Source organism: Agathobacter rectalis ATCC 33656 (genome assembly GCF_000020605.1).
In the GTDB taxonomy this organism is placed as follows: domain Bacteria; phylum Bacillota; class Clostridia; order Lachnospirales; family Lachnospiraceae; genus Roseburia; species Roseburia rectalis.
Window position 1 is genome coordinate 1,663,881 of the sequence record NC_012781.1, and the last position, 24,625, is coordinate 1,688,505.

Below are 24,625 nucleotides of genomic sequence, written 5' to 3' on the forward strand. Positions count from 1 at the left end.
CTATTGCTTTCTGTTAAAAAAATTTGAAAAAACATGTGAGATTGTTCTTTTCTCATCCAAAGCAGCAGATTCATTATCCAAAAGTCTTTTTGCAATTTCTTCAAATGACCGTGCAGCCTTTGAGGTCGGATCATAAATTGAAAGTATCTTCTGCTGCCTGACAGCCTTTTCAACCATTGCATCAGACGGCACATATCCCAGATACTCAAGACTTCCGTTTAAGAACTGCATAACAACGGAATTAATCTTGTTGAACACTATACTGCCATCCTCTTTTGACGCAGCCCTGTTGGATATAACGCGTATGCATACTTTTGACGGGTCGAAATCAGGTCTCTTATACAGTGCTTTAAGCAATGAATATGAATCGGTGATTGAGGTAGGTTCCGGGGTTGTAACCAACACAATTTCGTTGCTGGCCGCAACAAATTCCATGACCTGTTCAGACACTCCTGCACCGGTATCAATTATGATAAAATCATACATACTGTTCAACTCATTTATTGCAGAGACAATGAAATGAATCTGTTTGTGGTTTAGATTATTAAGCCCTACAACACTTGAGCCGGCTGAAATAAAATCAATGCCCAAAGGTCCGTTTGAGATGATGCTCTTTATAGTCTGGTTTTCATATATTACATCAGCAAGAGTATACTTAGGAATAACACCAAACATCACTTCGACATTGGCAAGACCGAAATCAGCATCAAAAATAATTACTCTCTTTCCGAGTCTGCTGAGCCAGACTGCCAGATTGACAGAGGTATTGGATTTGCCTACACCACCCTTGCCGCTTGTAATGGTAATAACACGGGCCGGTTCTATATAATTTTGATTACGCTGCTTAATAACATTTCTAAGCTGCTGTGCCTGGTCCATTATTGTCTGCCTCCGAGTAATTGTTTGACAATCTTTTGTGTATCAAATACCTCTATATCATCCGGAACGTTTTGTCCATTCGTGACATATGATATACCGGCATCAGAGTATAGCTTTATATTTAACAAATTGCCATATGATGAGGTTTCATCAAGCTTTGTAAATATCAGCTTGTAATCGTCAATATCCTTATAGGAATCAATTATAGATATAAGATCCCTGTACTTGGTTGTAGCACTTAAGACGAGATATACCGACTTCTCATATTCAGGTGATAGACCTGCAAGAAGTGCTCTCATATCATTCCGCTGTGTCTCGTTCTTGTGTGAAAAGCCCGCTGTATCAACAAAAATCACATCTGCCTGCTCATATTCAGCCACCGCACTATTTAACTCTGTGGCAGTATAAATGACAGACAAAGGTGTATCCAGAATATTTGCAAATGTACGTAACTGGTCTGTTGCAGCTATTCTGTATGTATCAGCAGTGATAAATGCGATATTTTTATTATAATTAACCTTGAATTTTGAAGCAATTTTAGCAATTGTGGTTGTCTTGCCAACGCCTGTCGGTCCGACAAAGAAAACAACTCTTGGTTTTTTGCCGTTTACCTTTATAGTTTCAGGCTGACCAAATCTTAAAATGAGTTTCTGGTATACATTTGATAAAATCACATCGAGACTGTTACCGGGACGTAGGAATTTCTCGATTTCATCAAGAATTTGGTTGATATATTTCTCATCCACCTCATTATCCAGCAGTGTCTTGTATAAAATGCGGACAAATTTAAGTTCCTGTGCACTTTGAGGCTTTGAAGGCTCCTTATTTTGAGGTTTATCAAATGTGCTTTCCATCATTTTGGCAATGGAATCAAGCTCCTTGATTTCCTGTTCAATATCGCTGGTCTGTTCAGCCGCCTTTGGGGCTGCCGGTGCAGGTGTAGGTTTTAAGGTCTCAGATGCAGATTTTGGGGCGAATGAAGGCATCTTTATTTCTTCATCTGCCTTGTAATCAATTTTACCCGGGAGTGTAGTCCTTGCAAGCTGCGAGGTCGTTATTGTCTGTGTCTGTTTTTTTTCATCCATAGCCGCAGTCACCTCATAAGTTGAGCTTTTGAATATACCAAATAATCCCTTTGGCTTAATCTCCTTGATATTCATAATCACAGCATTTGGACCAAAGGCCTGCTTTGCACATTCAATTGCTTCTTCTTTTGTTTTTCCAGTGAATTTGTTAATAGTCATTTATGCAGTCACCATTCCTACCGACTGAAGCTCAACATTTGATTCAACCTCATTGTAGGATAACACAATGAGATCCTTGAAATAATCCTCAGTCATTTTCTTAAAGTACATTCTAACAATTGGAGATGTAATAATAATAGCACTCTTTCCCAAACTTTCCAACTTACCAATTTCTGTTTCAACAGATTTGATAATAGCCTTTATCCTGTCAGGATCAAGAGAAAGGTAAGAGCCCTGCTCTGTCTGTTTAACAGATGACATAATTTCCTGCTCCACAGCAGGGTCAAGTGTGATGACACTTGTGGTCTCATTTGCAGGAAAATACTTACTTGATATAGCTCTCTTTAAGCCCTGGCGCACGTATTCCGTAAGTACATCTGTATCCCTGGTGGTCTGTGCGTGATCGGCAAGCGTCTCAAAAATTGTAAGCAGATCCCTAATAGAAATTCCCTCGCTCAAAAGATTCTGAAGCACCTTCTGAATCTCACCAAGACCAAGCAGCTTTGGTATGAGTTCGTCCACAATGACAGGATTTGATTCCTTGAGATTGTTGACCAGATTCTGTACATCCTGTCTGGTGAGAAGCTCTGCAATATGAGATCTGATAACCTCAGTCAGATGAGTAGCTATAATCGATGGCGGATCTACAACTGTATATCCAAGACTCTCAGCACGCTCTCTTTGACTTTCCGTAATCCATATGGCCGGAAGATGGAATGAAGGCTCAAATGTAGGAATACCTGTTATCTCCTCCTCCACATAGCCCGGATTCATAGCCATGTAGTGATCAAAAAGTATCTCACCTTCTGTTACCTGTATGCCCTTTATCTTGATGATATACTGATTAGGATTAAGCTGTATATTATCCCTTAATCGTATGATAGGTACGACAGTTCCAAGCTCTAAAGCAATCTGTCGCCTTATCATTACAACTCGGTCAAGCAGATCCCCTCCTTGATTTACATCTGCAAGAGGAATGATACCATAGCCAAACTCAAGCTCAATAGGGTCAACCTGCAGCAGTGAAACGACATTTTCGGGTTTTCGTATTTCCTCGGCATCGCTTTCAGCCTGTGCGGTCTCATCCTCTATGCTCTCAATACCGGCTTTTTTATCCAGATTTTTACCTGTTACAAAAAAAGCCACCGCAAGCCCAATAAAGAGCCACCACTCATTGCGAAGAGGTGTGAGTATACCTAAAACCACAAGTACAATTGATACAATATAAAGCACCTTGGCTGTGCCAAAGAGCTGGCCTAAAAGCTCTCCTGAAAAATCATTCTCATTGGAGCCTTTTGTGACAAGAATACCGGTCGAAAGAGATATAAGTAAAGACGGTATCTGTGAAACAAGTCCGTCTCCGATTGTGAGCAGGCCAAACTTCTGTATAGCCTCATTTACATCAAGCCCCTGGAACATAACACCCATTATGGTGCCTCCAACCAGGTTGATAAGTGTAATAATAATACCGGCTGCTGCATCTCCCTTTACATACTTTGTAGCACCATCCATAGCTCCGTAGAAGCTTGACTCCTTCTGGATTTTATCACGGCGAGCCTTGGCTTCCTTGTCAGTGATGGCTCCTGTGTTTAAGTCGGCATCAATAGCCATCTGTTTGCCGGGCATAGCATCGAGCGTGAATCGTGCAGTTACCTCAGCAACACGCTCAGATCCCTTGTTGATAACAACAAACTGGATGATAATGAGCACTATAAAAACGATTGCACCGATGACTAAATTACCTCCACCGACGAATTGACCAAACACATTTACAACCACACCCGGGTTTCCGGTTGATAAAATAAGCCTGGTAGATGAGACATTAAGTGAAATCCTGAATATAGTCGTAAACAGTAATAGTGTCGGGAAAAATGACATATCAAGCACTTCTTTTACAAAAAGCACCTTAAAAAGAATGATGAGTGCTATTGAAAGGTTGAATGCAAGCATAACATCTAACAGGAAGGATGGAATAGGTATGATAAAAAACAAAACAGCACATAACAGATATAATCCAACACCTAAATCTGTCTTTTTTAACATATTCTATTCCTCCTTTCCGTTAAATCACGGACTGCATATATAAAGTCCGTATTTATCTTTTTGTTTTATAATAATAAATTAATCTAATTATTTTCCTTGTAAATCATGGCAAGTATTTCCGCAACTGACCGATAAAGCTCAGGCGGTATCTCAGCTCCAAGATCCACATTGTGAAAGAGCATTCGTGCAAGAGGTTTATTCTCGACTATATGGATATTATTGTCTCTTGCTATTTCCTTTATTTTCTGCGCCACATAATCCTGACCCTTTGCGACCACTACCGGAGCATCATTTTTTTGAGCATCGTACTTTACTGCAACAGCAAAGTGAGTAGGGTTGGTGATGACAACATCAGCCTTTGGCACATCCTGCATCATCCTTCGCTGTGAAGCCTCCTGCATACGTTTACGCTGCTGACCCTTAATGGCCGGATCTCCCTCTGTATTTTTAAACTCATCCTTGACCTCCTGTTTGGTCATCTTCATATCATTGTTAAACTTGTGCTTATTGTAAGCAAAGTCAGCAATACCGACTATCATATAGACAATACTGATCTTAAGACCGGTATTTATGATGATATCACCAATCAGTACTATTGCCTGTTTGAGCGGAAGCTCATAGAGTATAAATATATCATTCTGATGTGATTTAACAGAGGAATAAGCCACATACATAATGATTCCTACCTTTAGTACAGACTTAAGAAGCTCAAAGATGGAGTCCTTTGACAGTATCCTCTTAAATCCGTTTATGGGATTAAACTTGCTAAGCTTTGGAGCCATAGGCTTAGTGGATATTTTAAATCCAACCTGGATGATACTCACGAGAATCGTGATTACAACTCCGAAAGCAAAAAACGGCAGCACAGTCAGTAAAAACTGAAGTATTACATTATTTAAATAATGCGTGACCGAAACAGATGAAATCTGCTCCTGTGACTCCTTTAAAAAGTCAGGCATTTTTTTATATACAGTAGAAAACAATCCAATCAGATTGCCCCCTACAAAGGATATAAATATCTTTAATACTAAAAACAGCACTATAAGATCAAAGGCAGCTGTAAGCTCCTTGCTTTTTGCTACCTTGCCCTCTTCCCTGGCATCCTTTAACTTCTTTTCAGTTGCCGGCTCTGTTTTCTCGCCGCCCTCGCCATCCTGTGCAAACCATTGCAGATTGTAGCACAACACTGTATGCAATTTGGAAAATTCATCTAAACTGTCAGTACATTCCATCAATTATCGAAACCACCATAGTCTTAATTTCTGTAATAATAAAATTAGCAATGTTCGGAATTAGATATACTATCAAAAATAATACAATAAATCCTGCTATAATTTTTAACTGGATACCTACAGAGAACATATTCATCTGAGGCGCAACCTTTGCCATGATTCCCAGTATACAGTTCATTATCATCATGCACGCAAAGACCGGAAGAAATATCCTGAAGCCTATTACAAACATATCGCCCATATACTTAGTCATGGTAGAGAGCATATTGTCAAATTGAAACTGTGCACCTCCAAGCGGTACAACTGAAAAGGAGTCACAAACTGCCCTTATAAGATATGTGTGCATATCAGATACAAGAAGCAGGACAAGAACTACGTAATAGTAGAAATTACCTGTAACTGTTGTCTCTGAATTCATCGATGGATTGAATTCTGTTGCCATGGACAGACCTATATCCATATCAATCAGATTTCCCGCAAAAATAACAATGGAATTACATATATTGGCCGCAAAACCTATGAGCAGTCCTGTAATTCCTTCTTTTACGACCAGTACAGCAAAACCTACTGCACTGACATAGGAAAGCTGTGGTCTTTCTATGATATTGTACATAAACAAAGCAACAAAGGCTGATAAGCCGGTCTTGACACGTGCCGGAACCGCATTATCTCCAAAAAACGGAGCTATGTACACAAATGATGCAATACGCACCAGAATCAGCAAAAAATATTCAAAATTTGCAATAGAAAAAGAATAATTAATCATATATCATCCTATCCCATGCTTATATAATAACTGAATTTGGACCACAAATCAGTCATAAATCCGGACATAGTGTCGAGCATCCATGAGCCACAGAGCATCATCACAAGAAAAATTGCAATTATTTTTGGCACAAATGTAAGTGTCTGCTCCTGAATTGACGTAACTGTCTGAAATATACTGACTATAAGTCCGACAATCAGCGAAATAAGCAAAAGCGGAGCTGATGTAATGATTGTAGTATAAATTGCCTCTCTGGCAATATCCAAAACAGCTTCCTGGGTAATCATATGTACACCTCCTAGTAAAACGTCTTGACCAGATTACCAATAACCAGATCCCAGCCATCCGCAAGGATAAACAAAAGTACCTTAAACGGCATCGAGATGGTTGTCGGTGGAAGCATCATCATACCCATTGACATTAGCACTGATGAAACAACCATATCTATCACTATAAACGGAATGTATATTAAAAAGCCTAATATAAAGGCTGTTCTAAGCTCACTAAGTATAAAGGCCGGAACAAGTGTTGTAAAAGGTACATCATCATAGTCATCGTACTCATCTCCTGAGATATCCACAAACAGCTTTATGTCCTTAGTCTGTGTCTGCCCATACATAAACTCCCTGAATGGTCCCTCAGCCTCCTTTATAGCCTCCTGCTGGGTGATTTTACCCTCATCAAGGGGCTTTATAGCCTTTTCGTTTACCTGTGAAAAAGTCGGCCACATAATAAAAAGTGTCAAAAACAAAGCCAAACCGACAAGAACCTGATTAGGCGGTGCTGTCTGGGTACCGATAGCTGTTCTGACAAAATGCAGTACGATAATAATTCTTGTAAAAGAAGTCAGCATGATGAGAATAGAAGGTGCTAAAGATAATACTGTAAGCACCAAAAACATCCTGACAGGTGTGGACAGAGAGCCTGACTCATTGTTGTAATATATGTTCAGACCGTTTGTGCTGTCAGAGGTGGCATCGGCTAAATCCTTGTCACCACTGTCAAGACTTTTAACGTCATCCAAATCGTTTGTCACATCATTTGTACTGATATCACCGGATGGTGAGGGGCTCTGACTTGCATTTACACTGTCAGGATAAAATATGCATAATGAAATTGTTACCATAAGGACTGCAATTGCAAAAATAAATGATGCATTGCAATATACAGCCTTGAATTTCTTCATGAATCTATTCATGTCTGCTCCTGTTACTGTACTTTTCTTTCAATTTATCCATAATTGCTGAAAAGGATTCCGGATTCTGCGTCATGCTTTGAGGATCCTTAAATGATAAATCCTTTAATTCCTCCTCCTTAAGCTCGGTGAGATAATTCACATCATCCTTTCCGATTGAAACAACGATATATTTTGTGCCTGCCTCAACAATACTGATCATCTTATTATTTCCGACGCTTATTGTTTCAATAATTCTAAGATTCTTATTAAAGCTTCGCCCCTTCTGGATACCCGCCATCCATCTGGTGGTAAAATATGTCAGGATAAGCACAAAAACAAAAATTATTAAAACTGTGATGAGCTGGACAAAGCTGTCCAGTGATGTTGCTGCTAATATCATTTTAATTCCTCTGCATAGTATTGATTAAATGTCAGCTGAAACTATTTTGTCTTTCCGGTGTTTATCTTTGAATTGACTATCTCAGTGATTCGTACACCAAAGCTTTCCTCAATTACAACAACCTCGCCCTTAGCTACATATTTACCATTTACAAGAATATCTATCGGTTCTCCTGCCAGCTTATTAAGCTCTATGATCTTGCCCGGACCGAAATCGAGTATTTCGGAAATGGATTTTTTGGTGCGTCCAAGCTCAACTGTCACTTCAAGAGGAACATCCATGATTAAATCAATGTTTTCAGGCTGGTAGACCTGATTTGGCATGGCTCCAAAAGGGGTGAATTGAGCGTTCTGTACATTAACCTGATTGCCTATCATATTTTGTGCCCCCATATTCTGGTTCATCATTCCCTGATTCATCATATTCTGACTATTCATATTCGAATTCATCATATTTTCGTTTATCATGCCCTGACTGTTTGCGGAAGCATTATTCATGCTGCCACTATCCTGTGGCTGTTGTATAGGCGCAGCCTGTGTGGCGGTGTTTGAACTTTGAGGAACATCCTCTGTCACACTTTGTGTATCAAGCTCCATATTCTGAGATACCCCCTTACACATTTCCTTTACAAATGCCGGTGGGTAAAGCTGCATTATCTCGCTGTCTACTAGATCCCCAATCTCCATATGGAAGGAAATCTTTACAAACTCTTCAGACAGGAAGCTGTCAATTTCACCCTCGTTTAAGGTGTTTTTTAAATCAACAACCTCTGCGATAGGAGGGCTGATATCGATAGTACGATTGAGCATAGACGAAAGAGATGTGGCGGAAGAACCCATCATCTGGTTCATTGCCTCACTGATAGCACTAAGGTGCAGCTCTCCAATCTCACCATTTATATTCGTTCCATCTCCACCCATCATAAGGTCGGTTATAATTTTTACATCCTTTTCTTTGAGTACGAGAATATTGCTTCCATTTAACCCCTGTGTGTATCCGATTTTGATAAACACACACGGTTTTTCATACTCGTCAACAATTTTGTCCCAATTTGAAAAAGAAACAACAGGAGTAGAAATCTCTACTCTTCTATTTACAAGTGAAAACAGCGTGGTTGCAGCTGTTCCCATACTGATATTGGCAATCTCTCCAATCGCATCCTTTTCGGATTCTGTCAATATCTCATCGCTCGAATCCGCCGCATCGTTGTTATTTAACAATGCATTTATTTCCTCCTGCGATAAAACTCCATCCATGATTTATTGCTCCTCTCTGACTACTGATGTAATTCTTACCGCATATTTATCACCGGAAGAACCAGGTAGTGCAGTAAACTTTTTGATATTTCCTACATAAATGTCCAACTCATCATCCACATTGGTGTCAAGTCTTATTACATCACCCGGCACAAGCGTAGAAAAATCCTTTACTGATATAAGACTCTTGCCAAGTACCGCTTTGACCGGTATTTGTGATTTTTGAATAAGGCTTTCTATGGCATTTCTATAGTTGGTTTCATCATGATTTTGTATGTTAGAATACCAGTATCTGGTATTCAGCTTATCTATAACAGATTCAAGTGTGATATAAGGCAGACATATATTCATCAATCCCTCAACATCACCAATCTTTATATTCATAGTGATAATAGCTATCACCTCGCTGGGAGATATAATCTGAGCATACTGGGAATTGGTCTCAATTCGCTCTAAATGAGGGCTTATATCAAGTACATTCTGCCACGGCTCCTGGAGCAGATTAATGCATATAACTAAAATACGCTCAATAATCAAAAGCTCAATCTCTGAAAATTCTCTCGTCTTATCGAGAGAATCTCCCCTTCCGCCAAGCATACGGTCTACAATAGCATATCCAAGACCGGAAGCCATTTCAACTATTATATTCCCATGCAACGGCGCAAAGTTGACAATGCCAAGCAGCACCGGATTTGAAAGCGCATTTGTGAATTCTGAGTATGTAACTGCCTCCGAATTCATCACCTCTACCTGCACTGACTTTCGCAGATAAACGGGAAGGTTTGTTGTAAGAAGCCTTCCATAATGCTCAAATATTATTTCAAGGGTCCTTAGATGTTCCTTTGAAAACTTAGATGGGCGGGCGAAATCATAGTCTTTCACCGTCTGTTCACTATTCTCTTTTATTTCATCTACATCAAGCTCGCCGCTGCTTAGGGCATTGAGCAGATTGTCTATCTCACTCTGAGATAAAACATCACCCATCTGTTAATCACCACCTGTATCCAAATTATTAAATATCTGCCTGTTTTAATACCGGCATAAGTATTTGTAAAGAAATCATCACTGGGTAAGCGAAGATACAATATTTACATCTACTATATAGTCTGCTCCGAATTTCTTCTGGAGAGTTTTGAGAATCTTATCATGAACAGCACTCTTATCGGTGTTGTACTGTTCCATTGTGTAATCGCCTATTATGTCTGTAATGTCTGCTAAGATAACATTTTTCTTGGCGGACAAATCCTCACCGTAGGTCTTATATCCGTCACTCTTTTTGTTGAGTGAAAGTGATATGCCACAAACAAGATAATGTGTATTGCCATCCTCAGATGGGGCAAAATTGAAGGTAAGTGTATCATCATCGGCTGTAAGTGCATAATCAACAATCTGATCCTGCGGCAGCTGTGAACCACTAGTTGCAGTGCCACTGTTTAAGTCTAGTGATATAGCCTCACACACCTGGTCTATCAGATTGTTTGCCTTTTTTGTCTCAGGTATAATTGTAAATATAAGCAGTGCTGTAAGCACAAGGTTTGCAAAACAAAGTGCTAAAATCAGTACTGAAATTAAATTCTTTTTCATATGCATTCCTTTCCGGATTAATTGGTATTGAACTCTGAATTGTAAGAATTATACACCTTAATCTCTACACGTCTGTTCCTGGCCCTTCCCTCTGGAGTAGAGTTGTCCGCAACCGGATCATAGTCTCCTCTTCCGGATGACTTTATATGGGCAGGGTTTAAGCTTGTATTGTCCCTGATGTAATTTGCAACGCTCAGTGCTCTGTACATAGAAAGCACATCATTACTCTCATACTTGGAACGTGATGAAACCGGAACATTATCAGTATGCCCTTCAATCTCTATCAGATTATCCTGATATGCAGCTAAAATAGATGAAATCTTGTTCACTACCGGATATGCCTCTTCCATTACATCAGCCTTACCCGATTCAAACAACAGGGCTCCATTCAGACTCAATTGCACGTACTGTGCATTGAAATCCACTTCCACAGCATCCTGTAAGCTAGTGTTTTCGAGCTGTTTTTCTATCTGCTCTGACATTTTTTCAGATTCAGAAAGCTCCATCTGCTCATACTGTTCTTCGGCATTCTTGTCATCACCCTCTGTGGTGCTTTCAGTTGTCGATTTGGAATTGGCCAGATCATTGTAATATTTATCCAAAAACTCAAGCTGGCTGACTCCTGCTCCAACAAGCCTGCCATCACCGATAGATGTGCTGCCTCCCGGCAAAACACTAACACTGCTTGTCAGTGATGCAATGACCAGCTGGAATTTCTCAGCGTCAACAGTTGACATAGAGAACAAGAGCACGAAAAAGCATAAAAGCAGGTTCATAAGATCCGAGAAGGTTGACTGCCACGCCGGTGCTCCCTTTGGCGGATCCTCAGGTCTCCTTTTCGCCACTATTCCTCACCTCCGCCTTCTGGTGAGAGAGCCTCTCTCTTGTCAGGTGAAAGGAAGGACTTGAGCTTTTCCTCAATAACTCGTGGGTTTTCACCCGCCTGAATGGAAAGCAGACCTTCTATGATAAGAGTCTTGAGAGTGAGCTCAAGCTCATTGTTAGCCTTAAGCTTGTTAGCAAATGGGGCGCAAAGCCAGTTGGCAATAAGCGAACCGTAGAATGTAGTAACAAGGGCAACCGCCATATTCGGACCTATTGTTGAAGAATCCTCAAGGTTTTTAAGCATATTGATAAGACCGATAAGTGTACCGATCATACCCCAGGCAGGACCCTGCTCTCCCCAGAATTCCCAGAAAGAAATTGTTTTCTTATGACGTTCCTCCATGCTTAGCATATCTGTTTCAAGAATGCCTCTCACAAGCTCTGCATCCGTACCGTCTACTACAAGCATAATACCCTTCTTTAAGAATTCATCGTCTATACTGCCGGCAGCTTCCTCGAGGGCTAAAAGTCCCTCCTTACGGCTGACATTTGACAGCTCTATTATTTTATTTATTGTCTCTCCAGGGTCTACGCTCTTTTCCTTAAAAGGAAGTGCAAATGACTTGATTCCGGCTATAAAGCCCGATAGCTTGTTAGAGCAAAGCACAGCCGAGAGTGAACCACCTATCGTGATAATTGCAGAGGGCGCATCAAGAAAGTTTAATAATGCAGGTACCCCACCATTTTGAATGATACCGAACAAAACCATTCCGATACCAAGAATTACTCCTAAAAGAGATGCTATATCCACTTATACACACCTTCCATAAATAAATATTTGTCGAATGACCTTAGTTATAATTCTACTAAATTTTAGTGTAAATGTCTATGTAAAAATAATATTTTTAATAAAAAATACACAAAATATTGGGAAATGACCTAAGCCATCCCCCAATACCTTGCGAAATTATTATCTCTTAAGATTGATAAGCTCCTCGAGAAGTGTATCAGATGTAGTGATGACACGTGAGTTTGCCTGAAATCCACGCTGAGTTACTATCATATCCGTAAACTGTGAAGACAAATCTACATTTGACATCTCAAGCTCTCCTGATGAGATAGAGCCTCCGTCAGCTGATATTTCAACTCCTATTCCATCAAACTCACCTGAGTTTAATGTGCTCTGATAGCAGTTGTCTCCGATTTTTTCAAGACCTGATGCATTGGCAAACTGTGCCACAGCTATCTGGCAGAGTAAAACTGTATTACCATTGTCATATGAACCGTATATCTTACCATCGTCACTGACAGTTATGCCTGTAAGTGCTCCGAGTGCTTTTCCCTTGCCATCGCCCTGCAAGTCACCGTTCATACCTCCGATAGTAGAGGTTCCGTTATTATTATAGTTCATGGATTTGCTGAAATCCACTTCTATATTACTGAAATTACTTCCGTTGATTGAGGCATCCTGTGTGTTTAAGACGGAAAGATTCAGGTTTATTGTCTTTGCAGCCGGTGAATTTGCACTTGAAATTGATGTAAAAGTACCCTCACTCTGGTCAAAAACGAGCGAAGCGTCCTCAAATATAGTCTGGGGATCTACAGCCCTTCCTTTATACGAGTACATTGTCTGTCCGTTTGGTCCCTGGCTTGTAATAAAATTACCATCCTTGTCCACATCAAATATTGAATTTCCCTTAGAATCAACGATATCCTTAAGCGTTACATCATATGTACCATCGGTATTTGTCTTTTTAATACCAAACTTTGCAGTATAGTTGTATCCCAGGTCATCAAAAAAGCCTATAGTGATGATTCTTCCGGTGTCGGCTGCCTGGGCATCATTTTTATCAAGCACACCTGATACATATGCCTTTGTTGTAGCCTCCGGAGCTGAGGTTTTAGTGGCAGACGACATTACCTGCAGTGATGATACCGTATCCTTTATCACGGTGCCCTTTGCATCTACCTGCCATCCTTGCAATGTATATCCTGTAGAGCTCATACATAAATAGCCGTTACCATCTACATAGAAATCGCCGGCACGGGTGAAAAGACGGTTTGTTCCATCACTTACCACAAAAAAGTTAGTCGCGTTTTTGTCATTTAATCTAAGATCAAATGGATTACCGGTAGTCTCAGCAGAACCGGCTCCGGTAATATTTACAGCAGTGGCACCCGACTTTACACCAAGACCTATCTGCTTTGCATTTTTTCCACCGGTACCGGCGGCTCCGTTTCCGGCCGAAGCGCCCGATGTAGTCTGGTACATAATCTCACTGAAACGCACTGAAGATGCCTTAAAGGCCTCAGTATTTACGTTTGCGATGTTGTTACCAATAACATCCATTCTTGTCTGATGTGTCTTGAGTCCTGACACAGCAGAATAAAGTGATCTCATCATAGTTGTTTGTCCTCCTATAGTATAGATGGACGGTATGGGCTTTTTCTGTCATTCAAAAGCCCTCTGCCTCCTTAAAAGGTCCGGCTACATAATTACCGCGCCATCAATATTTGTAAATACATTTGAATTAGTTTCCGCCTGGTCCATTGCAGTGACAACGGTCTTACTTGGCACATTTACTATAAACGCAATATCATCTACAAGCACCAGTGAATCGTTTACACCCTTGCTATCTGCAGCTGCTATCCCCTTTTGAAGACGCATGCTCTGGTCGTCGGAAAGATTAATATTTCTCTGTGTCAGCCGCATTGATGCATGCTTTGAGAATTTAACCGGCTGTGTCTGCTGCTTTAATATTTCCTCAAAGGATATACCATTTATCTTTTTTTCTGTAGATTTTTGCTTATTTAGATATTGATTTGTCAGCTGCTCTATGGATGAGTAATTATTAATGATATTCTTCATAATCCACCTCACGCAGTCTGATTCGTATCGTTTTCTTTACTGTCAGCCTGATTATTTTTATCTGCCGCAATAAGCTCTTTAAGCTTATCCTCATAAGCCTGAAGCTTGCTGTAATCACTGGCATTTATAAACTGCTTGCCATAATCTGAAAGTCCGTCGTACAGCTTTCTTGCTTCCTCTATGCTGTCCTTTGAATCTATCGTCAGATTTTCTATCTTTGGAAGCTTTGCTATAAGACTTGAAAATGTACTTGAGTTTACAATTGCATCGTAGTACTCATCCGTTGATACAGAATAGAGACTAGAGTAGTCATACATTTTTTCATTGATAGACAGCTGAATCTTGCCATCCTTATATGTGACATAGTCTACCTTGCCACTGTAGTATCCGGAAGCACTATCCTTATCAGTAACAATAACCTCCTTGCCTACAAGTGAAAGTGCTGCACTCTTTGTAGTCTGGTCATATGACGATGACATGGATTCTTTCATAGAAAGAGTTGCCTCCAGCTGTGAGAATGTAGCCATCTGTGCCACATAGTCGGTGTTGCTTGTTGGTTCAAGCGGATCCTGGTACTGCATCTCTGCACTTAAAAGCTTTAAGAAATCATCATAGCCAAGATTTGAGCCACTTGCTTTTGCACTGCTTGTTTTTCTGTTTTGTGTCGGAGTAGTATTTGTCTTGTCTAGCTTTCCGTTTGTAACATTTGCTGTAATTGCCATTTGTCCTCCTTTTTCATGACACCTTATGCTGTGAAATCTACTGAATTTCCGTTATCTCTCATAATCTGTGTCACAAGTCTTTCTTCAGCGCGATCCTGCATCATATCGCTGTCTATGCCGCTGTCAGAGCTGTTTGAACCATTATAGGAATTTGTGCTCTCCTGCTGTCTGCTGTCGTTTGCAGCACCCTGCTCGAGATTCCTCTCAAACTCATGTGATGCAACGGTGATTTCCACCTCATTTACCCTGATGCCTGAATTGTTTAAGGCTTCCTTGAGATTGACCATCTGTGTCTGTAAGGCTTCTTTTACAGCCTCATTTGAAACTGCAATTCTTGCAGATATCTCGCTGTTCTTCTGAGATACGTTGATATACATTCTTCCAAGGCTTTCAGGTGTAAGCTGAAGGTTAATTGCCGATTCTTCAGTGGTGTTTGATATGCTCATACTGTCGACAATCTGTCTGATGATATCGGTCGTATCAACACGTAATCGGCTTTGTGACTGTGACATTTCAAATGAAGTATCGGTATTCAGCTGTTCGCTGACAGATGCATGAAGTACTGAATTGTCTGAGTGTGCGTCATCATCATGATGCAACACGCGCTCACCGGAATCATCAAAGCTACTGTCAACCTGAGACTTTGACTGAGTCTTTTCTGTATTTTCATCTGATATAATACCATTGCCTGTTTCGCCTGAAGAAGTGCCTTCGTCCGAGTTTTGGTAAGAACTGTCCTGTGTACCGCCATCATATACCTTAACAGCTTCATCAGCAGTGTCGTTTATATTCTGACCCGAAGCTGCTGTATCGTCATAGCTGCTGTCAACCGTTTTTTCCGTTGTATCAGCCGAAGAAACTATATCTGCATCTAGTATTTCACCATCATCTGAAGCAGTAAGCTGTGATAATAAATCAAGCTGTGCATCATTTTCAGATGCAACCTGAGACACATCATTAAACAGTGCAGTAAAGTCGGCATTTAAAACAAGTGCCTGTGGATCAGATGCATTTCCGGTGACCTCACAATATAATGCCGACAGATTTGCAGGGTTGAGTAAATCCATAGCTGTCAGTCCAAGAAGCTGCATTGCATTATTAAGTTCATCCTCAGATATATCGAGGTCATCAGTTACTTTTTCAACTATCTGCGAAGATATATCATCTGTGATTTTTTTAACTTCGCTTTCTGTAGGGCTGTTTTTTGATGCAGTTTTGATGCTTATTTCCTTAGTATTGTTTTTATTTAAAGTATAAGAGTTTCTTCGCTTTAAAAATGTAGTGCTGTTATCCTGCACAGCTGTCCGGCCGCCAAGATAGCTTTTAAAGTCAATACCGGATTGTGCAGCTGTTTGCGTTACAGCCTTCTGCCCTGTCGAAACATTCCGTCCACCTGATACATTTGGTACAACAGGTGATATTGTATTGTCTGCCATATTCTCCTCCTTTCTTTTATTATTGTAACAAGATATGCTATCAGTTTTGTGAAGGATTCATAATCTTAGTAACCTTTGCCGCCGTAGCCGAATCCATTTTACCAAGGATATTACCTCTCGACTGGGCATCCATGGCATTTAATATCTTGGCAACAAGTGACAGATTGTCGGTCATGCTGTCAAAAATAGCTGCGGCCTCCTTAGGCTTCATTTTGGAATATGTCTGGGCATAATCCTTAATTTCATCATCCTGTTCAAGCTGTTCACACACCTGTTTATATAAGATTTCTGCATTGGCAGGATCTACCTGCTCGTAGAATTTCTTATATTCTTTTATATCGGGTGCTTTATCTGAAAAAACAACCTCCTCATAGTATTTTTCTTTTTCCTCCTCAAAGGCTGCCTGCTCCTCCTTATAGGTGCTCAAATCCTGTATCTGGGCATTTAAATCATTGATTGTCTGGGCATCTGCCTGATTCTTGCTATTGGCATCATCCAATTGCTTTTCGAGCTCCTTAATTCTCGAAACCGCATCGTCCAAATTTGTGTAGCCTGCGGTCTCTGTAGACTCAGATGCAGTGATATTGCCGGAATCAGGAAGTATCTTACTTAGTACAGGCACATCCTTTAGTGCCGGCGCAAGCACAGTCGAGCCAAAGCCACCCACATCTGCTTTTACAAAAACTGCAAATATTCCAAGCCATATTGCAATAATAAGTATAGTAACAAGCACCATGACTATCTTGCTTGAGACAGAATCACTGTCATCATTTTCTGCATCGGGCTTATCGGCTTCATGATTCTTCTTTGCTTTCTTAGCCGCCTTTTTAGCGGCTTTTTCTTCCATTTTCTTTTCTTTTTTTGTTTTCTTAGTATCCTTGGTTGATTCTGCTTCGTTTAGTTCTGCCATATTTCCTCCGGACTACGAATTATAGGTAAAGCTCACAAGCTGGTCTATCTCTTTGGATTCGTTGTCTTTTTCCTCTTTTTGAAAATCCTCAAATTTCTTATCGCGCAGCTTCTCATGCGTCTTACGCTCTTTCATAAGCTCATTCAATGCCACTCTTTTAACCTCCAGCATATCCTCCGCTTTCTTTACATTCATAAGCTGTGTGCGGATAGCCGATTTGAGTGAATTTATGTTTTTTTTGCAAATATTAATTTCAGATATATTTAAGCTGCCTGAAAGCTGTTCCTTAAGAGCAGCTTCATAGACTGCACGCTTTTTAAACAGCTCTTCGAGCTTTTCTTTTTCAATCAGATAAGCACGGTTTGCTTCCGAAAACTCGTTCTTTGCCTGTGTTTCAAGCTTTATTTTTATATCAAGTATATTTTGCATGCTGTATTTGAATTTTCCCATACTACTCGAACACCTTCTCTAAAAGCTCAAGTTCCTCTTCAAAGCTGAATTTCTCATCTGTTCCCTGACAAAGGAATGAGTTAACAGCACCAATTTTTTGAATAGCATAGTCGATATCTTGGTTTGAGCCGTTTTTGTATGCACCGATATTGATAAGATCCTCAGCCTCCGTGTATGTGGCTAGCACGTTTTTTAATCTGCCGGCGAGATTTTTGTGCTCCTTAGTTGCTATAGCACTCATAACTCTCGAAATACTCTGCAGTACATCAATAGCCGGATAATGATTTTTATGCCCCAGCTTTCTATCGAGCATGATGTGGCCATCCAAAATAGAACGCGCCGTATCTGTAATAGGCTCATTGAAATCATCTCCATCGACAAGCACAGTGTACAGCCCTGTGATAGAGCCTTTATCAGCTCTTCCTGCTCTCTCTAAAAGCTTTGGCATCTCAGAATACACACTTGGTGGATATCCTCTCGTCACAGGCGGCTCTCCGGATGCCAGTCCTATCTCTCTTTGAGCCATAGAAAAACGTGTCAGTGAATCCATCATCAAAAGCACGTCTTCACCCTTGTCACGAAAATATTCAGCGATGAGAGTACTTTTACCGACTCCTGAGCCTGCAAAAATACCGATACGCTGTCCCTTGCCTACTGTGATGAGGCCATCTACTGCCTTCACTCCCAGAGGAAGCACATCACTGATAATTTCTCTGGACATCGGATCAGGTGGCGGTGCTTCTATCGGATATTCACTGTCAAGCTTAAGGTCTTTTTCATCACAGTCAGTTACACGGCCTATTCCGTCAACTGTATGGCCTAAAAGCTCATCACCGACAGCTACCGTGAGAGGATGTCCTGTATTTTCAACTATACAGCCGACACCGACTCCCTCCACATTGTCAAACGGCATCAGAATAATATGTGAATCTTTAAATCCTACCACCTCAGACATGACATAATCCCTGCGTTCCTTGTCAAGAAAAATCATGCAAAGATCATTGAGCTTAGCCTTGGGACCAATTGATTCTATCGTAAGACCGACAACCTTGTCCACCTTGCCAAAGCATTTATAGTACTCACCGCTTTTTAATTGTAAATACTTTTGTGCTACCTCTAACAATTAAAATCCCTTTCTTCCAACACTCATACAGCTATATCAGCTGCAAAGTGAGCGTATATCCTTCACCAGATTGTTGAGCTCCATATCAATTCCACAGTCAAACACTCCAAAGCTTGTCTCAATGAAGCAGCCGCTCGTGTCAAGATTTGCGTCATTTACAACCTCGATATCAATATCATTGCCTATGCGTTCCTGAATCTCATCCAAATGCGACATCATAAACTTATAGTTTGAATAAGCTACATGTATACGAAATTCTTTGCCCACCTCTATATTTGACATGGTATTTTCAACCAGATGAAACAAGATATCCTTTTTATCATCGAACTGTATTTTAAAGACCTTGTTAAAAACCTGAATTATTGCATCTATCAGATCTGATTCAAGCTCCTTTGAATAAGCATCATATTTTGATTTCAAAGAGCTTTCTTTATCTGAAAGCTCCTGTCTTAAAGATATTTCTTTTTCGTCAAACTCTCTCTGACACTCAGCCAGACCATCCTCATAGCCCTTTGACTTGTTATCAGCATATAGAATCTGTGCACGTTGTTTAGCCTCATCTAAAAGTCTTGAGGCCTCTGCCTTTGCTTTGTCCAATATGCTATCAGCCTCAAGCTTTGCTTCCTCTAAGAGCCTTTCCTTCTCAGCTGAAACATCTATTTCTGTGACTACAGCAGCATTTATGCCATCATTGAAGCCACTCTCCTGCGTGTCCGGACTTTGCGATTTTGTTTTTCCTAAGCTGCTCTGTGCATCAGATGATATGCCTGTATAACTATCAGCGGGGCGGCTTATGGAGTCGGCAAAAATCTGCTTTATCATGGAATTGCTATTTATCACACGGACATTTTTATCTTCTCCGGCAACACGATACTGCTTTAATATATTAGACAACTATATCATCACCTCCGCCTCTTGAAATGACAATATCACCCGAATCCTCAAGCTTTCTGATAACAGCAACGATCTTTTGCTGCGCCTCCTCAACATCCTTCATACGTACAGGTCCCATGAAATCCATATCCTCTTTTATCATAGCGGCAAGTCGTTTTGAAAGATTCCTAAATATGACATTTTGTAGTTCCTCTGTAGAACTCTTAAGTGCAAGCTCAAGATCCGCATTCTCCACATCGCGGAGCACTCTCTGGATAGACCTGTCATCCAGGAGAAGGATATCCTCGAATACAAACATCTTCTTTCTGATTTCTTCTGCAAGCTCAGGTTCATCAACCTCAAGTGACTCCATAATACGCTTTTCTGTAGCACGGTCTACACTGTTTAATATATTGACAATAGAATCTATGCCACCGACAATTGTATAGTCCTGATTGACAAGAGATGAAAGCTTTCTCTCCAGCACTCTCTCGACCTCCTTTATGACATCAGGTGATGTTCTGTCCATCTGGGCGATACGTCTGGCAACATCAGCCTGCTTTTCCGGAGGCAAAGCACCGAGTATCATGGCAGCCTGTGAAGACGACAGATAAGAAAGAATCATGGCTATTGTCTGAGGATGCTCGTCCTGTATAAAATTAAGCAGCTGTGCAGGCTCAGTCTTTCTGACAAACTCAAATGGTCTGACCTGTAATGATGCTGTAAGCTTGGAAATAACTCCCTGAGCCTTTTCACTGCCAAGAGCTTTTTCAAGGAGCTCCTTGGCATAGCCGATGCCGCCCTCAGCAATATACTGCTGCGCGAGACACACCTGATAATATTCATCCAAAACAGATTCTTTATCCTGCGGAGAGACGCTTCTGGTGTTTGCTATTTCGAGTGTCAGACTCTCTATCTCATCTTCCTTCAAATGCTGGAAGATGGCTGAAGCCTTTTCAGGTCCAAGTGTAATTAAAAGAATAGCAGCTTTTTGTAAACCACTGTAATCATCTATCATATGTAACTACTCCCAATCCTCATTAAGCCAGTTACGCAACAGCTGCGCAGCCGCTTCGGGATTTTCATCAACAAATTTTTCTATCAGAAGACGTGTCTCCGTCTTCTCGTTATATCCAATATCCTCAAGAGGCTCATTATTCTCAGCAGTCTGTTCTAAAAGAGAATCTACAGACAGCTCCTCCTCTTTTGGCTCTTCCTCACTGCTTCTTGTGCTCTTAAATACCACAAAGCCAAGCAGTGCAAAAATAAGGACAGTGATTGCAATCTGTAAAATATCACTCAACGAACGCACGCCAGATGCCTTGTCAACAAACTCCGGCTGCTCATATACAAGGAATGAAATCTGTGAGATACCTGTTGCATTCTGCACGGAAGTTACAAGATCCTGGTCTACATCCGTCACCTTGACCGGATCTGCATGCTTTGCTTTGTATTCCTCCCAGCTTGTATCCTTGAGCTTTCCGTTCTTTTCAAGAGTGCTTTCATCATATACCTTATACCTGGTGGCAACTACGGTAATTGAAGATGAATCATACTTGATTGAGCCTCCATCGTTTTTACTTGTAGTGATTTTTTCATCATTTAAATACTTTTTGTCGTTATCTGTAATTGATGACTCTGATGGAGTGCCATCCTGTGTAGTGTATGTAGTATCATCGCTGTTTGAATCAGTTCCGGGAACCGCAGCCTGACCATTGGTTGCATCCGACTGGTAATTCGACTCACTGTCCAAAAGACCTGTATCGGTCTGTCCATCAGGCAAAGTGTAATTTTTCTGGGCTGTTTCAGTCTTACTGAAATCTATGTCCAGATTCATGCCAACTTCAATATTCGAGAAAATATTTGAGCTCTCTAAGGTCTTTTTGACTTCATTTTTCACCTGCTCCTCCAGCTTTTGCTTATAAGAAAGCTGTGATGTCGCAAGACCTGCCGAGGTATCGGAATCTCCGCCCGAGTAAAGTACATTGGCCTTTTTGTCGATGATAGTAATGCCCTTTGTGGTATCGTTTCCAAGAGCTGTTGCAACAAGACGTGCTATTGCGTAGGCCTGATCATCTGTAATCGAATCCTTAAGTCCAAGAGTGACAGCCGCAGTTGCCTCCTCTTTTGATTTAAGAATGGTACCATCCTTGTCAGGCATAGTGATATCAACGCTTGCTTCATTTACGTATGACTGTTTTTCCAGATGATCCTTAAGCTTATCCTCCAGATACACCTGATACTTTTTCTGCTTATCAGCCTCGGTTGTTGAGAAGCTGCCGTCTGTGACATTGTCTATCGAGTACGCCTGCGCAGGGATGCCGTTATCACCCAGTGCCATAATGGCATTTACCTCATCTGATTTATTGACAAAAAACACAAGCTTGCTGTCCACCTCATAGCTTATATTGTTATCTTCAAGTACTCCCTTTATTGTGGAAGCCTCTGATGCACTCTGTGCCTCGACCAGCTCAACCTGTGTAGGTCTTGATATGACTACGCCAAGTATTACAAGAGCCACTATAACCACAGCTACTATGCTTATGAGCACGGAGCGCTGCTTAGTATTGAATTTTTTCCACCATGCAGTTATTTTATCCAAAATAGCCTTTAAACGTTCTGGCATTTTCTATTACTCCTTATATTGACATCTGCATAAGTTCTTTGTATGCGTCAATTATTTTATCCCTGACAGCAACAGTGTACTGCAATGCCACAGCCGCCTTTGTTTCCGCAACAAGCAGATCATGTGTATTATCAGACTCGCCAAGTGCAAATCTCACTTCCTCCTGCTCAGCTGCATTCTGCAGATCATTTGTCTCACCGATGCTTCCCATGGCAGCAGAAAGTACATCAGAAAATGAATCAGTCTTGTCAGTTTTCGTAAGAGAGGTATTATTAAAAAAAGATTTAATATCTCCTGTTGAAATTCCATTAATGTTTGAAATATCCATCAAAAAGCTCCTTTATGTATGTATCAGCCGGCTATTTGCCTATTTGTAAGCCATTTTGTGCCATTGACTTGCTTGCCTCAAAGGCAGTTGCATTGGCTTCATATGCACGTGTGGCATCTATCAGATTGGTCATCTCTGTGACTGTATTGACATTTGGATAAGAAACATAACCATCTGCATCAGCATCAGGATTTGATGGGTCATACTCCTTGATAAAATCAGTAGAATAATCTGATGTCACGCTGCTTACCTTTACACCGTTTCCAACAGCGGCCTTCTTTGATGAAGAGTATATCTGTGAAAAAGGTGTGACATTTTTCTCGGAAAAAGTCACAATCTTTCTACGGTACGGTGTGCCTTCCTTTGTGGACGTAGTGTTTACATTGGCAATATTCTGTGCAATGATATCTGTCCTGAAGCGTTCAGCCGTCATGCCGGACGCACTTATATTAAAAGCTTGAAATAATCCCATATCATTAAACCTCCATGATTACTACAGCACGCTCTTCATTCGTGAAAACTGCGAGCTTATGCTGCTTGTAAGTGCTTCATACTTAATCTGCTCAGACGCAAGCTCGACATTTTCAGTGTCTATATCCACGTTATTGCCATCCATCCTGTATGAATAATTGGAATGGTCTGTATATACATTGGCCGTCAGCTTTGAGGTATCAAGCTCACTTATTTTTTTATCAAGCGACTGATGCTTGCATCTGCCAAGCTCCTGTGACAGTACCCCCTCAAAATTTAAATCCTTGCGCTTGTAGCCCGGGGTATCCACATTCGATATATTGTTTGCAAGTATAGCTTCTCTTTGGTAGCTTGCATCAGCCGCTTTGGTCAATACATTGACATAATCAAAGGCTGTTGAGTTTATCATAAATATTCCTCCAATACACTTTTTGCATATTATAAAAAATACTATATAAGTACTCTAATATATATATTATAAAGTAAAATCGACAAAACACAAGATGTTTTTGTTGTTTTTTACATTATATTGTATTTTTTTGTCGACAGACGCACTATATATATGCCGAAAACATAGAAAAGACCTATGTTCTTTCAAACATAAGTCCTTAAAATATACTTAAATTTATTTACTTGTTTTTATTTCGGATTCTGTCAAGCTCATCAAAAACTACATCGTTTACTACTTTGATATATGTGCCCTTCATGCCGGATGAGCGTGATTCGATAACGCCTGCACTCTCAAACTTGCGAAGGGCATTTACGATTACCGAGCGGGTAATGCCTACTCTGTCGGCTATTCTGCTGGCAACAAGTATACCCTCATTGCCGTCAAGCTCATCAAAGATGTGAAGAATAGCCTCAAGCTCAGAATAAGAAAGTGTATTGATAGCCGAACGGACAATCGCTACCTTTCTCTTTTCCTCTTCATTCTCCTCATTCACGGATCTCATCATCTCAAGCCCAACCACTGTCGTGCCATACTCTGTAAGAATGATATCGTCAATGTCATACTCTCTGTCACTTCTGTACTCAAAAAGAGTTCCAAGCCTCTCGCCGGCTATATCAATCGGTGTGATAATAGCCTTGTACATTCTTGTATCTTCACCAAAGCCAAGTGTCTCGAGGTTTACATTTTCCTTTGTTGAAAGTATGCCAAGAAGTCTTTCATTGAGCTCAGTGTCAATATAGCCACCAACCTCATCTACTATCAGTTCATGAAGCTCATCCACGCCTTTGCAGATACTTGAGCCAAGCACCTTGCCCTTTTTGCTGATTACAAGTATGTCTGAGTCGAGCACCCCGGTGAGCACCTGACATATATCATTGAACACAACCTTTGATGAATTGTTGTTGTGAAGAAGCTTATTAATCTTACGTGTCTTATCTAATAATTGTACTCCCATTAATT

The 24,625-nt window shown here is 40.6% G+C and carries 27 protein-coding genes; all 27 read right to left on the bottom strand.

What is annotated here, in order from left to right; all coding sequences use genetic code 11:
- The 27 genes from EUBREC_RS08020 to codY all read right to left on the bottom strand — a co-directional run bounded on the left by EUBREC_RS08020 (position 1) and on the right by codY (position 24,620).
- Positions 1-879, bottom strand: a complete 879-nt coding sequence (locus EUBREC_RS08020; protein ID WP_012742628.1) for a MinD/ParA family protein — start codon at positions 877-879, stop codon at positions 1-3.
- Positions 879-2,123, bottom strand: coding sequence for a flagellar biosynthesis protein FlhF (gene flhF, locus EUBREC_RS08025; protein ID WP_012742629.1), 1,245 nt, complete (start codon positions 2,121-2,123; stop codon positions 879-881). The genes EUBREC_RS08020 and flhF overlap by 1 nt, the downstream gene beginning before the upstream one ends.
- Complete coding sequence (gene flhA / locus EUBREC_RS08030; protein WP_012742630.1) at positions 2,124-4,166, bottom strand: flagellar biosynthesis protein FlhA; 2,043 nt, start codon at positions 4,164-4,166, stop codon at positions 2,124-2,126. It abuts the gene before it with no gap.
- Positions 4,167-4,249: 83 nt separating this feature from the next.
- Complete coding sequence (flhB, locus tag EUBREC_RS08035; RefSeq protein WP_012742631.1) at positions 4,250-5,398, bottom strand: flagellar biosynthesis protein FlhB; 1,149 nt, start codon at positions 5,396-5,398, stop codon at positions 4,250-4,252.
- Positions 5,385-6,164, bottom strand: a complete 780-nt coding sequence (gene fliR / locus EUBREC_RS08040; RefSeq protein WP_012742632.1) for a flagellar biosynthetic protein FliR — start codon at positions 6,162-6,164, stop codon at positions 5,385-5,387. Before fliR ends, flhB begins: the two co-directional genes overlap by 14 nt.
- A gap of 8 nt (positions 6,165-6,172) precedes the next feature.
- On the bottom strand, positions 6,173-6,451 hold the full coding sequence (fliQ, locus tag EUBREC_RS08045) for a flagellar biosynthesis protein FliQ (RefSeq protein WP_012742633.1): 279 nt from the start codon (positions 6,449-6,451) through the stop codon (positions 6,173-6,175).
- A gap of 11 nt (positions 6,452-6,462) precedes the next feature.
- Positions 6,463-7,362, bottom strand: a complete 900-nt coding sequence (gene fliP / locus EUBREC_RS08050; RefSeq protein ID WP_012742634.1) for a flagellar type III secretion system pore protein FliP — start codon at positions 7,360-7,362, stop codon at positions 6,463-6,465.
- Positions 7,355-7,741: a flagellar biosynthetic protein FliO gene (locus EUBREC_RS08055; RefSeq protein ID WP_012742635.1), complete on the bottom strand. Its 387-nt coding sequence runs from the start codon at positions 7,739-7,741 to the stop codon at positions 7,355-7,357. The genes fliP and EUBREC_RS08055 overlap by 8 nt, the downstream gene beginning before the upstream one ends.
- 41 nt (positions 7,742-7,782) lie before the next feature.
- A complete protein-coding gene (gene fliY, locus EUBREC_RS08060) occupies positions 7,783-8,997 on the bottom strand; it encodes a flagellar motor switch phosphatase FliY (protein WP_012742636.1) in 1,215 nt (404 codons plus the stop codon).
- A gap of 3 nt (positions 8,998-9,000) precedes the next feature.
- Entirely contained in the window at positions 9,001-9,981 is a 981-nt protein-coding gene (gene fliM / locus EUBREC_RS08065; protein ID WP_012742637.1) for a flagellar motor switch protein FliM, read from the bottom strand.
- Positions 9,982-10,059: 78 nt separating this feature from the next.
- The gene (locus EUBREC_RS08070; RefSeq protein WP_041254050.1) at positions 10,060-10,581 is read right to left on the bottom strand and encodes a flagellar basal body-associated FliL family protein; all 522 of its coding nucleotides are present in this window, start codon (positions 10,579-10,581) and stop codon (positions 10,060-10,062) included.
- A gap of 17 nt (positions 10,582-10,598) precedes the next feature.
- Complete coding sequence (locus tag EUBREC_RS08075) at positions 10,599-11,426, bottom strand: OmpA/MotB family protein (protein ID WP_012742639.1); 828 nt, start codon at positions 11,424-11,426, stop codon at positions 10,599-10,601.
- Positions 11,426-12,217, bottom strand: a complete 792-nt coding sequence (locus EUBREC_RS08080) for a motility protein A (RefSeq protein WP_012742640.1) — start codon at positions 12,215-12,217, stop codon at positions 11,426-11,428. The genes EUBREC_RS08075 and EUBREC_RS08080 overlap by 1 nt, the downstream gene beginning before the upstream one ends.
- A 159-nt stretch (positions 12,218-12,376) precedes the next feature.
- Positions 12,377-13,810: a flagellar hook protein FlgE gene (locus tag EUBREC_RS08085; protein ID WP_012742641.1), complete on the bottom strand. Its 1,434-nt coding sequence runs from the start codon at positions 13,808-13,810 to the stop codon at positions 12,377-12,379.
- 84 nt (positions 13,811-13,894) lie between these two features.
- Positions 13,895-14,275, bottom strand: coding sequence for a TIGR02530 family flagellar biosynthesis protein (locus tag EUBREC_RS08090; protein WP_012742642.1), 381 nt, complete (start codon positions 14,273-14,275; stop codon positions 13,895-13,897).
- A gap of 8 nt (positions 14,276-14,283) precedes the next feature.
- Positions 14,284-14,997: a flagellar hook capping FlgD N-terminal domain-containing protein gene (locus EUBREC_RS08095; RefSeq protein ID WP_012742643.1), complete on the bottom strand. Its 714-nt coding sequence runs from the start codon at positions 14,995-14,997 to the stop codon at positions 14,284-14,286.
- 23 nt (positions 14,998-15,020) lie between these two features.
- Positions 15,021-16,433 (bottom strand): flagellar hook-length control protein FliK, encoded by a 1,413-nt coding sequence (locus EUBREC_RS08100; protein ID WP_012742644.1) that lies wholly within the window; start codon positions 16,431-16,433, stop codon positions 15,021-15,023.
- A gap of 40 nt (positions 16,434-16,473) precedes the next feature.
- A complete protein-coding gene (locus tag EUBREC_RS08105) occupies positions 16,474-17,343 on the bottom strand; it encodes a MotE family protein (protein ID WP_012742645.1) in 870 nt (289 codons plus the stop codon).
- A gap of 12 nt (positions 17,344-17,355) precedes the next feature.
- Entirely contained in the window at positions 17,356-17,793 is a 438-nt protein-coding gene (gene fliJ / locus EUBREC_RS08110; RefSeq protein WP_012742646.1) for a flagellar export protein FliJ, read from the bottom strand.
- A 1-nt stretch (position 17,794) separates the two neighbouring features.
- The gene (locus EUBREC_RS08115) at positions 17,795-18,916 is read right to left on the bottom strand and encodes a FliI/YscN family ATPase (RefSeq protein ID WP_012742647.1); all 1,122 of its coding nucleotides are present in this window, start codon (positions 18,914-18,916) and stop codon (positions 17,795-17,797) included.
- A 36-nt stretch (positions 18,917-18,952) separates the two neighbouring features.
- Positions 18,953-19,810 carry a FliH/SctL family protein gene (locus EUBREC_RS16990; protein WP_012742648.1) on the bottom strand — a complete coding sequence of 286 codons (858 nt, stop codon included), beginning with the start codon at positions 19,808-19,810 and terminating at the stop codon, positions 18,953-18,955.
- Entirely contained in the window at positions 19,803-20,807 is a 1,005-nt protein-coding gene (gene fliG, locus EUBREC_RS08125; RefSeq protein WP_012742649.1) for a flagellar motor switch protein FliG, read from the bottom strand. The genes EUBREC_RS16990 and fliG overlap by 8 nt, the downstream gene beginning before the upstream one ends.
- A gap of 6 nt (positions 20,808-20,813) precedes the next feature.
- Positions 20,814-22,415: a flagellar M-ring protein FliF C-terminal domain-containing protein gene (locus tag EUBREC_RS08130; protein ID WP_012742650.1), complete on the bottom strand. Its 1,602-nt coding sequence runs from the start codon at positions 22,413-22,415 to the stop codon at positions 20,814-20,816.
- Between the two features lie 13 nt (positions 22,416-22,428).
- Positions 22,429-22,743 carry a flagellar hook-basal body complex protein FliE gene (gene fliE, locus EUBREC_RS08135; RefSeq protein WP_012742651.1) on the bottom strand — a complete coding sequence of 105 codons (315 nt, stop codon included), beginning with the start codon at positions 22,741-22,743 and terminating at the stop codon, positions 22,429-22,431.
- A 31-nt stretch (positions 22,744-22,774) separates the two neighbouring features.
- A complete protein-coding gene (gene flgC / locus EUBREC_RS08140; protein ID WP_012742652.1) occupies positions 22,775-23,215 on the bottom strand; it encodes a flagellar basal body rod protein FlgC in 441 nt (146 codons plus the stop codon).
- A 21-nt stretch (positions 23,216-23,236) separates the two neighbouring features.
- Positions 23,237-23,623 carry a flagellar basal body rod protein FlgB gene (flgB, locus tag EUBREC_RS08145; protein WP_012742653.1) on the bottom strand — a complete coding sequence of 129 codons (387 nt, stop codon included), beginning with the start codon at positions 23,621-23,623 and terminating at the stop codon, positions 23,237-23,239.
- 220 nt (positions 23,624-23,843) lie between these two features.
- Entirely contained in the window at positions 23,844-24,620 is a 777-nt protein-coding gene (gene codY / locus EUBREC_RS08150; protein ID WP_012742654.1) for a GTP-sensing pleiotropic transcriptional regulator CodY, read from the bottom strand.
- Between the last annotated feature and the right edge of the window lie 5 nt (positions 24,621-24,625).

Coding starts and splice junctions, on each gene's coding strand:
- flhF (WP_012742629.1), bottom strand. CDS start 2,123: ATGACTATTAACAAATTCACTGGAAAAACAAAAGAAGAAGCAATTGAA.
- EUBREC_RS08090 (WP_012742642.1), bottom strand. CDS start 14,275: ATGAAGAATATCATTAATAATTACTCATCCATAGAGCAGCTGACAAAT.
- fliQ (WP_012742633.1), bottom strand. CDS start 6,451: ATGATTACCCAGGAAGCTGTTTTGGATATTGCCAGAGAGGCAATTTAT.
- EUBREC_RS08055 (WP_012742635.1), bottom strand. CDS start 7,741: ATGATATTAGCAGCAACATCACTGGACAGCTTTGTCCAGCTCATCACA.
- EUBREC_RS08070 (WP_041254050.1), bottom strand. CDS start 10,581: ATGAAAAAGAATTTAATTTCAGTACTGATTTTAGCACTTTGTTTTGCA.
- fliP (WP_012742634.1), bottom strand. CDS start 7,362: ATGAATAGATTCATGAAGAAATTCAAGGCTGTATATTGCAATGCATCA.
- fliE (WP_012742651.1), bottom strand. CDS start 22,743: ATGGATATTTCAAACATTAATGGAATTTCAACAGGAGATATTAAATCT.
- fliJ (WP_012742646.1), bottom strand. CDS start 17,793: ATGGGAAAATTCAAATACAGCATGCAAAATATACTTGATATAAAAATA.
- flhB (WP_012742631.1), bottom strand. CDS start 5,398: ATGGAATGTACTGACAGTTTAGATGAATTTTCCAAATTGCATACAGTG.
- EUBREC_RS08085 (WP_012742641.1), bottom strand. CDS start 13,810: ATGATGAGATCACTTTATTCTGCTGTGTCAGGACTCAAGACACATCAG.
- EUBREC_RS08100 (WP_012742644.1), bottom strand. CDS start 16,433: ATGGCAGACAATACAATATCACCTGTTGTACCAAATGTATCAGGTGGA.
- EUBREC_RS08095 (WP_012742643.1), bottom strand. CDS start 14,997: ATGGCAATTACAGCAAATGTTACAAACGGAAAGCTAGACAAGACAAAT.
- EUBREC_RS08020 (WP_012742628.1), bottom strand. CDS start 879: ATGGACCAGGCACAGCAGCTTAGAAATGTTATTAAGCAGCGTAATCAA.
- fliG (WP_012742649.1), bottom strand. CDS start 20,807: ATGATAGATGATTACAGTGGTTTACAAAAAGCTGCTATTCTTTTAATT.
- fliY (WP_012742636.1), bottom strand. CDS start 8,997: ATGGATGGAGTTTTATCGCAGGAGGAAATAAATGCATTGTTAAATAAC.
- fliR (WP_012742632.1), bottom strand. CDS start 6,164: ATGATTAATTATTCTTTTTCTATTGCAAATTTTGAATATTTTTTGCTG.
- EUBREC_RS08105 (WP_012742645.1), bottom strand. CDS start 17,343: ATGGCAGAACTAAACGAAGCAGAATCAACCAAGGATACTAAGAAAACA.
- EUBREC_RS08130 (WP_012742650.1), bottom strand. CDS start 22,415: ATGCCAGAACGTTTAAAGGCTATTTTGGATAAAATAACTGCATGGTGG.
- flhA (WP_012742630.1), bottom strand. CDS start 4,166: ATGTTAAAAAAGACAGATTTAGGTGTTGGATTATATCTGTTATGTGCT.
- flgC (WP_012742652.1), bottom strand. CDS start 23,215: ATGGGATTATTTCAAGCTTTTAATATAAGTGCGTCCGGCATGACGGCT.
- flgB (WP_012742653.1), bottom strand. CDS start 23,623: ATGATAAACTCAACAGCCTTTGATTATGTCAATGTATTGACCAAAGCG.
- codY (WP_012742654.1), bottom strand. CDS start 24,620: ATGGGAGTACAATTATTAGATAAGACACGTAAGATTAATAAGCTTCTT.
- fliM (WP_012742637.1), bottom strand. CDS start 9,981: ATGGGTGATGTTTTATCTCAGAGTGAGATAGACAATCTGCTCAATGCC.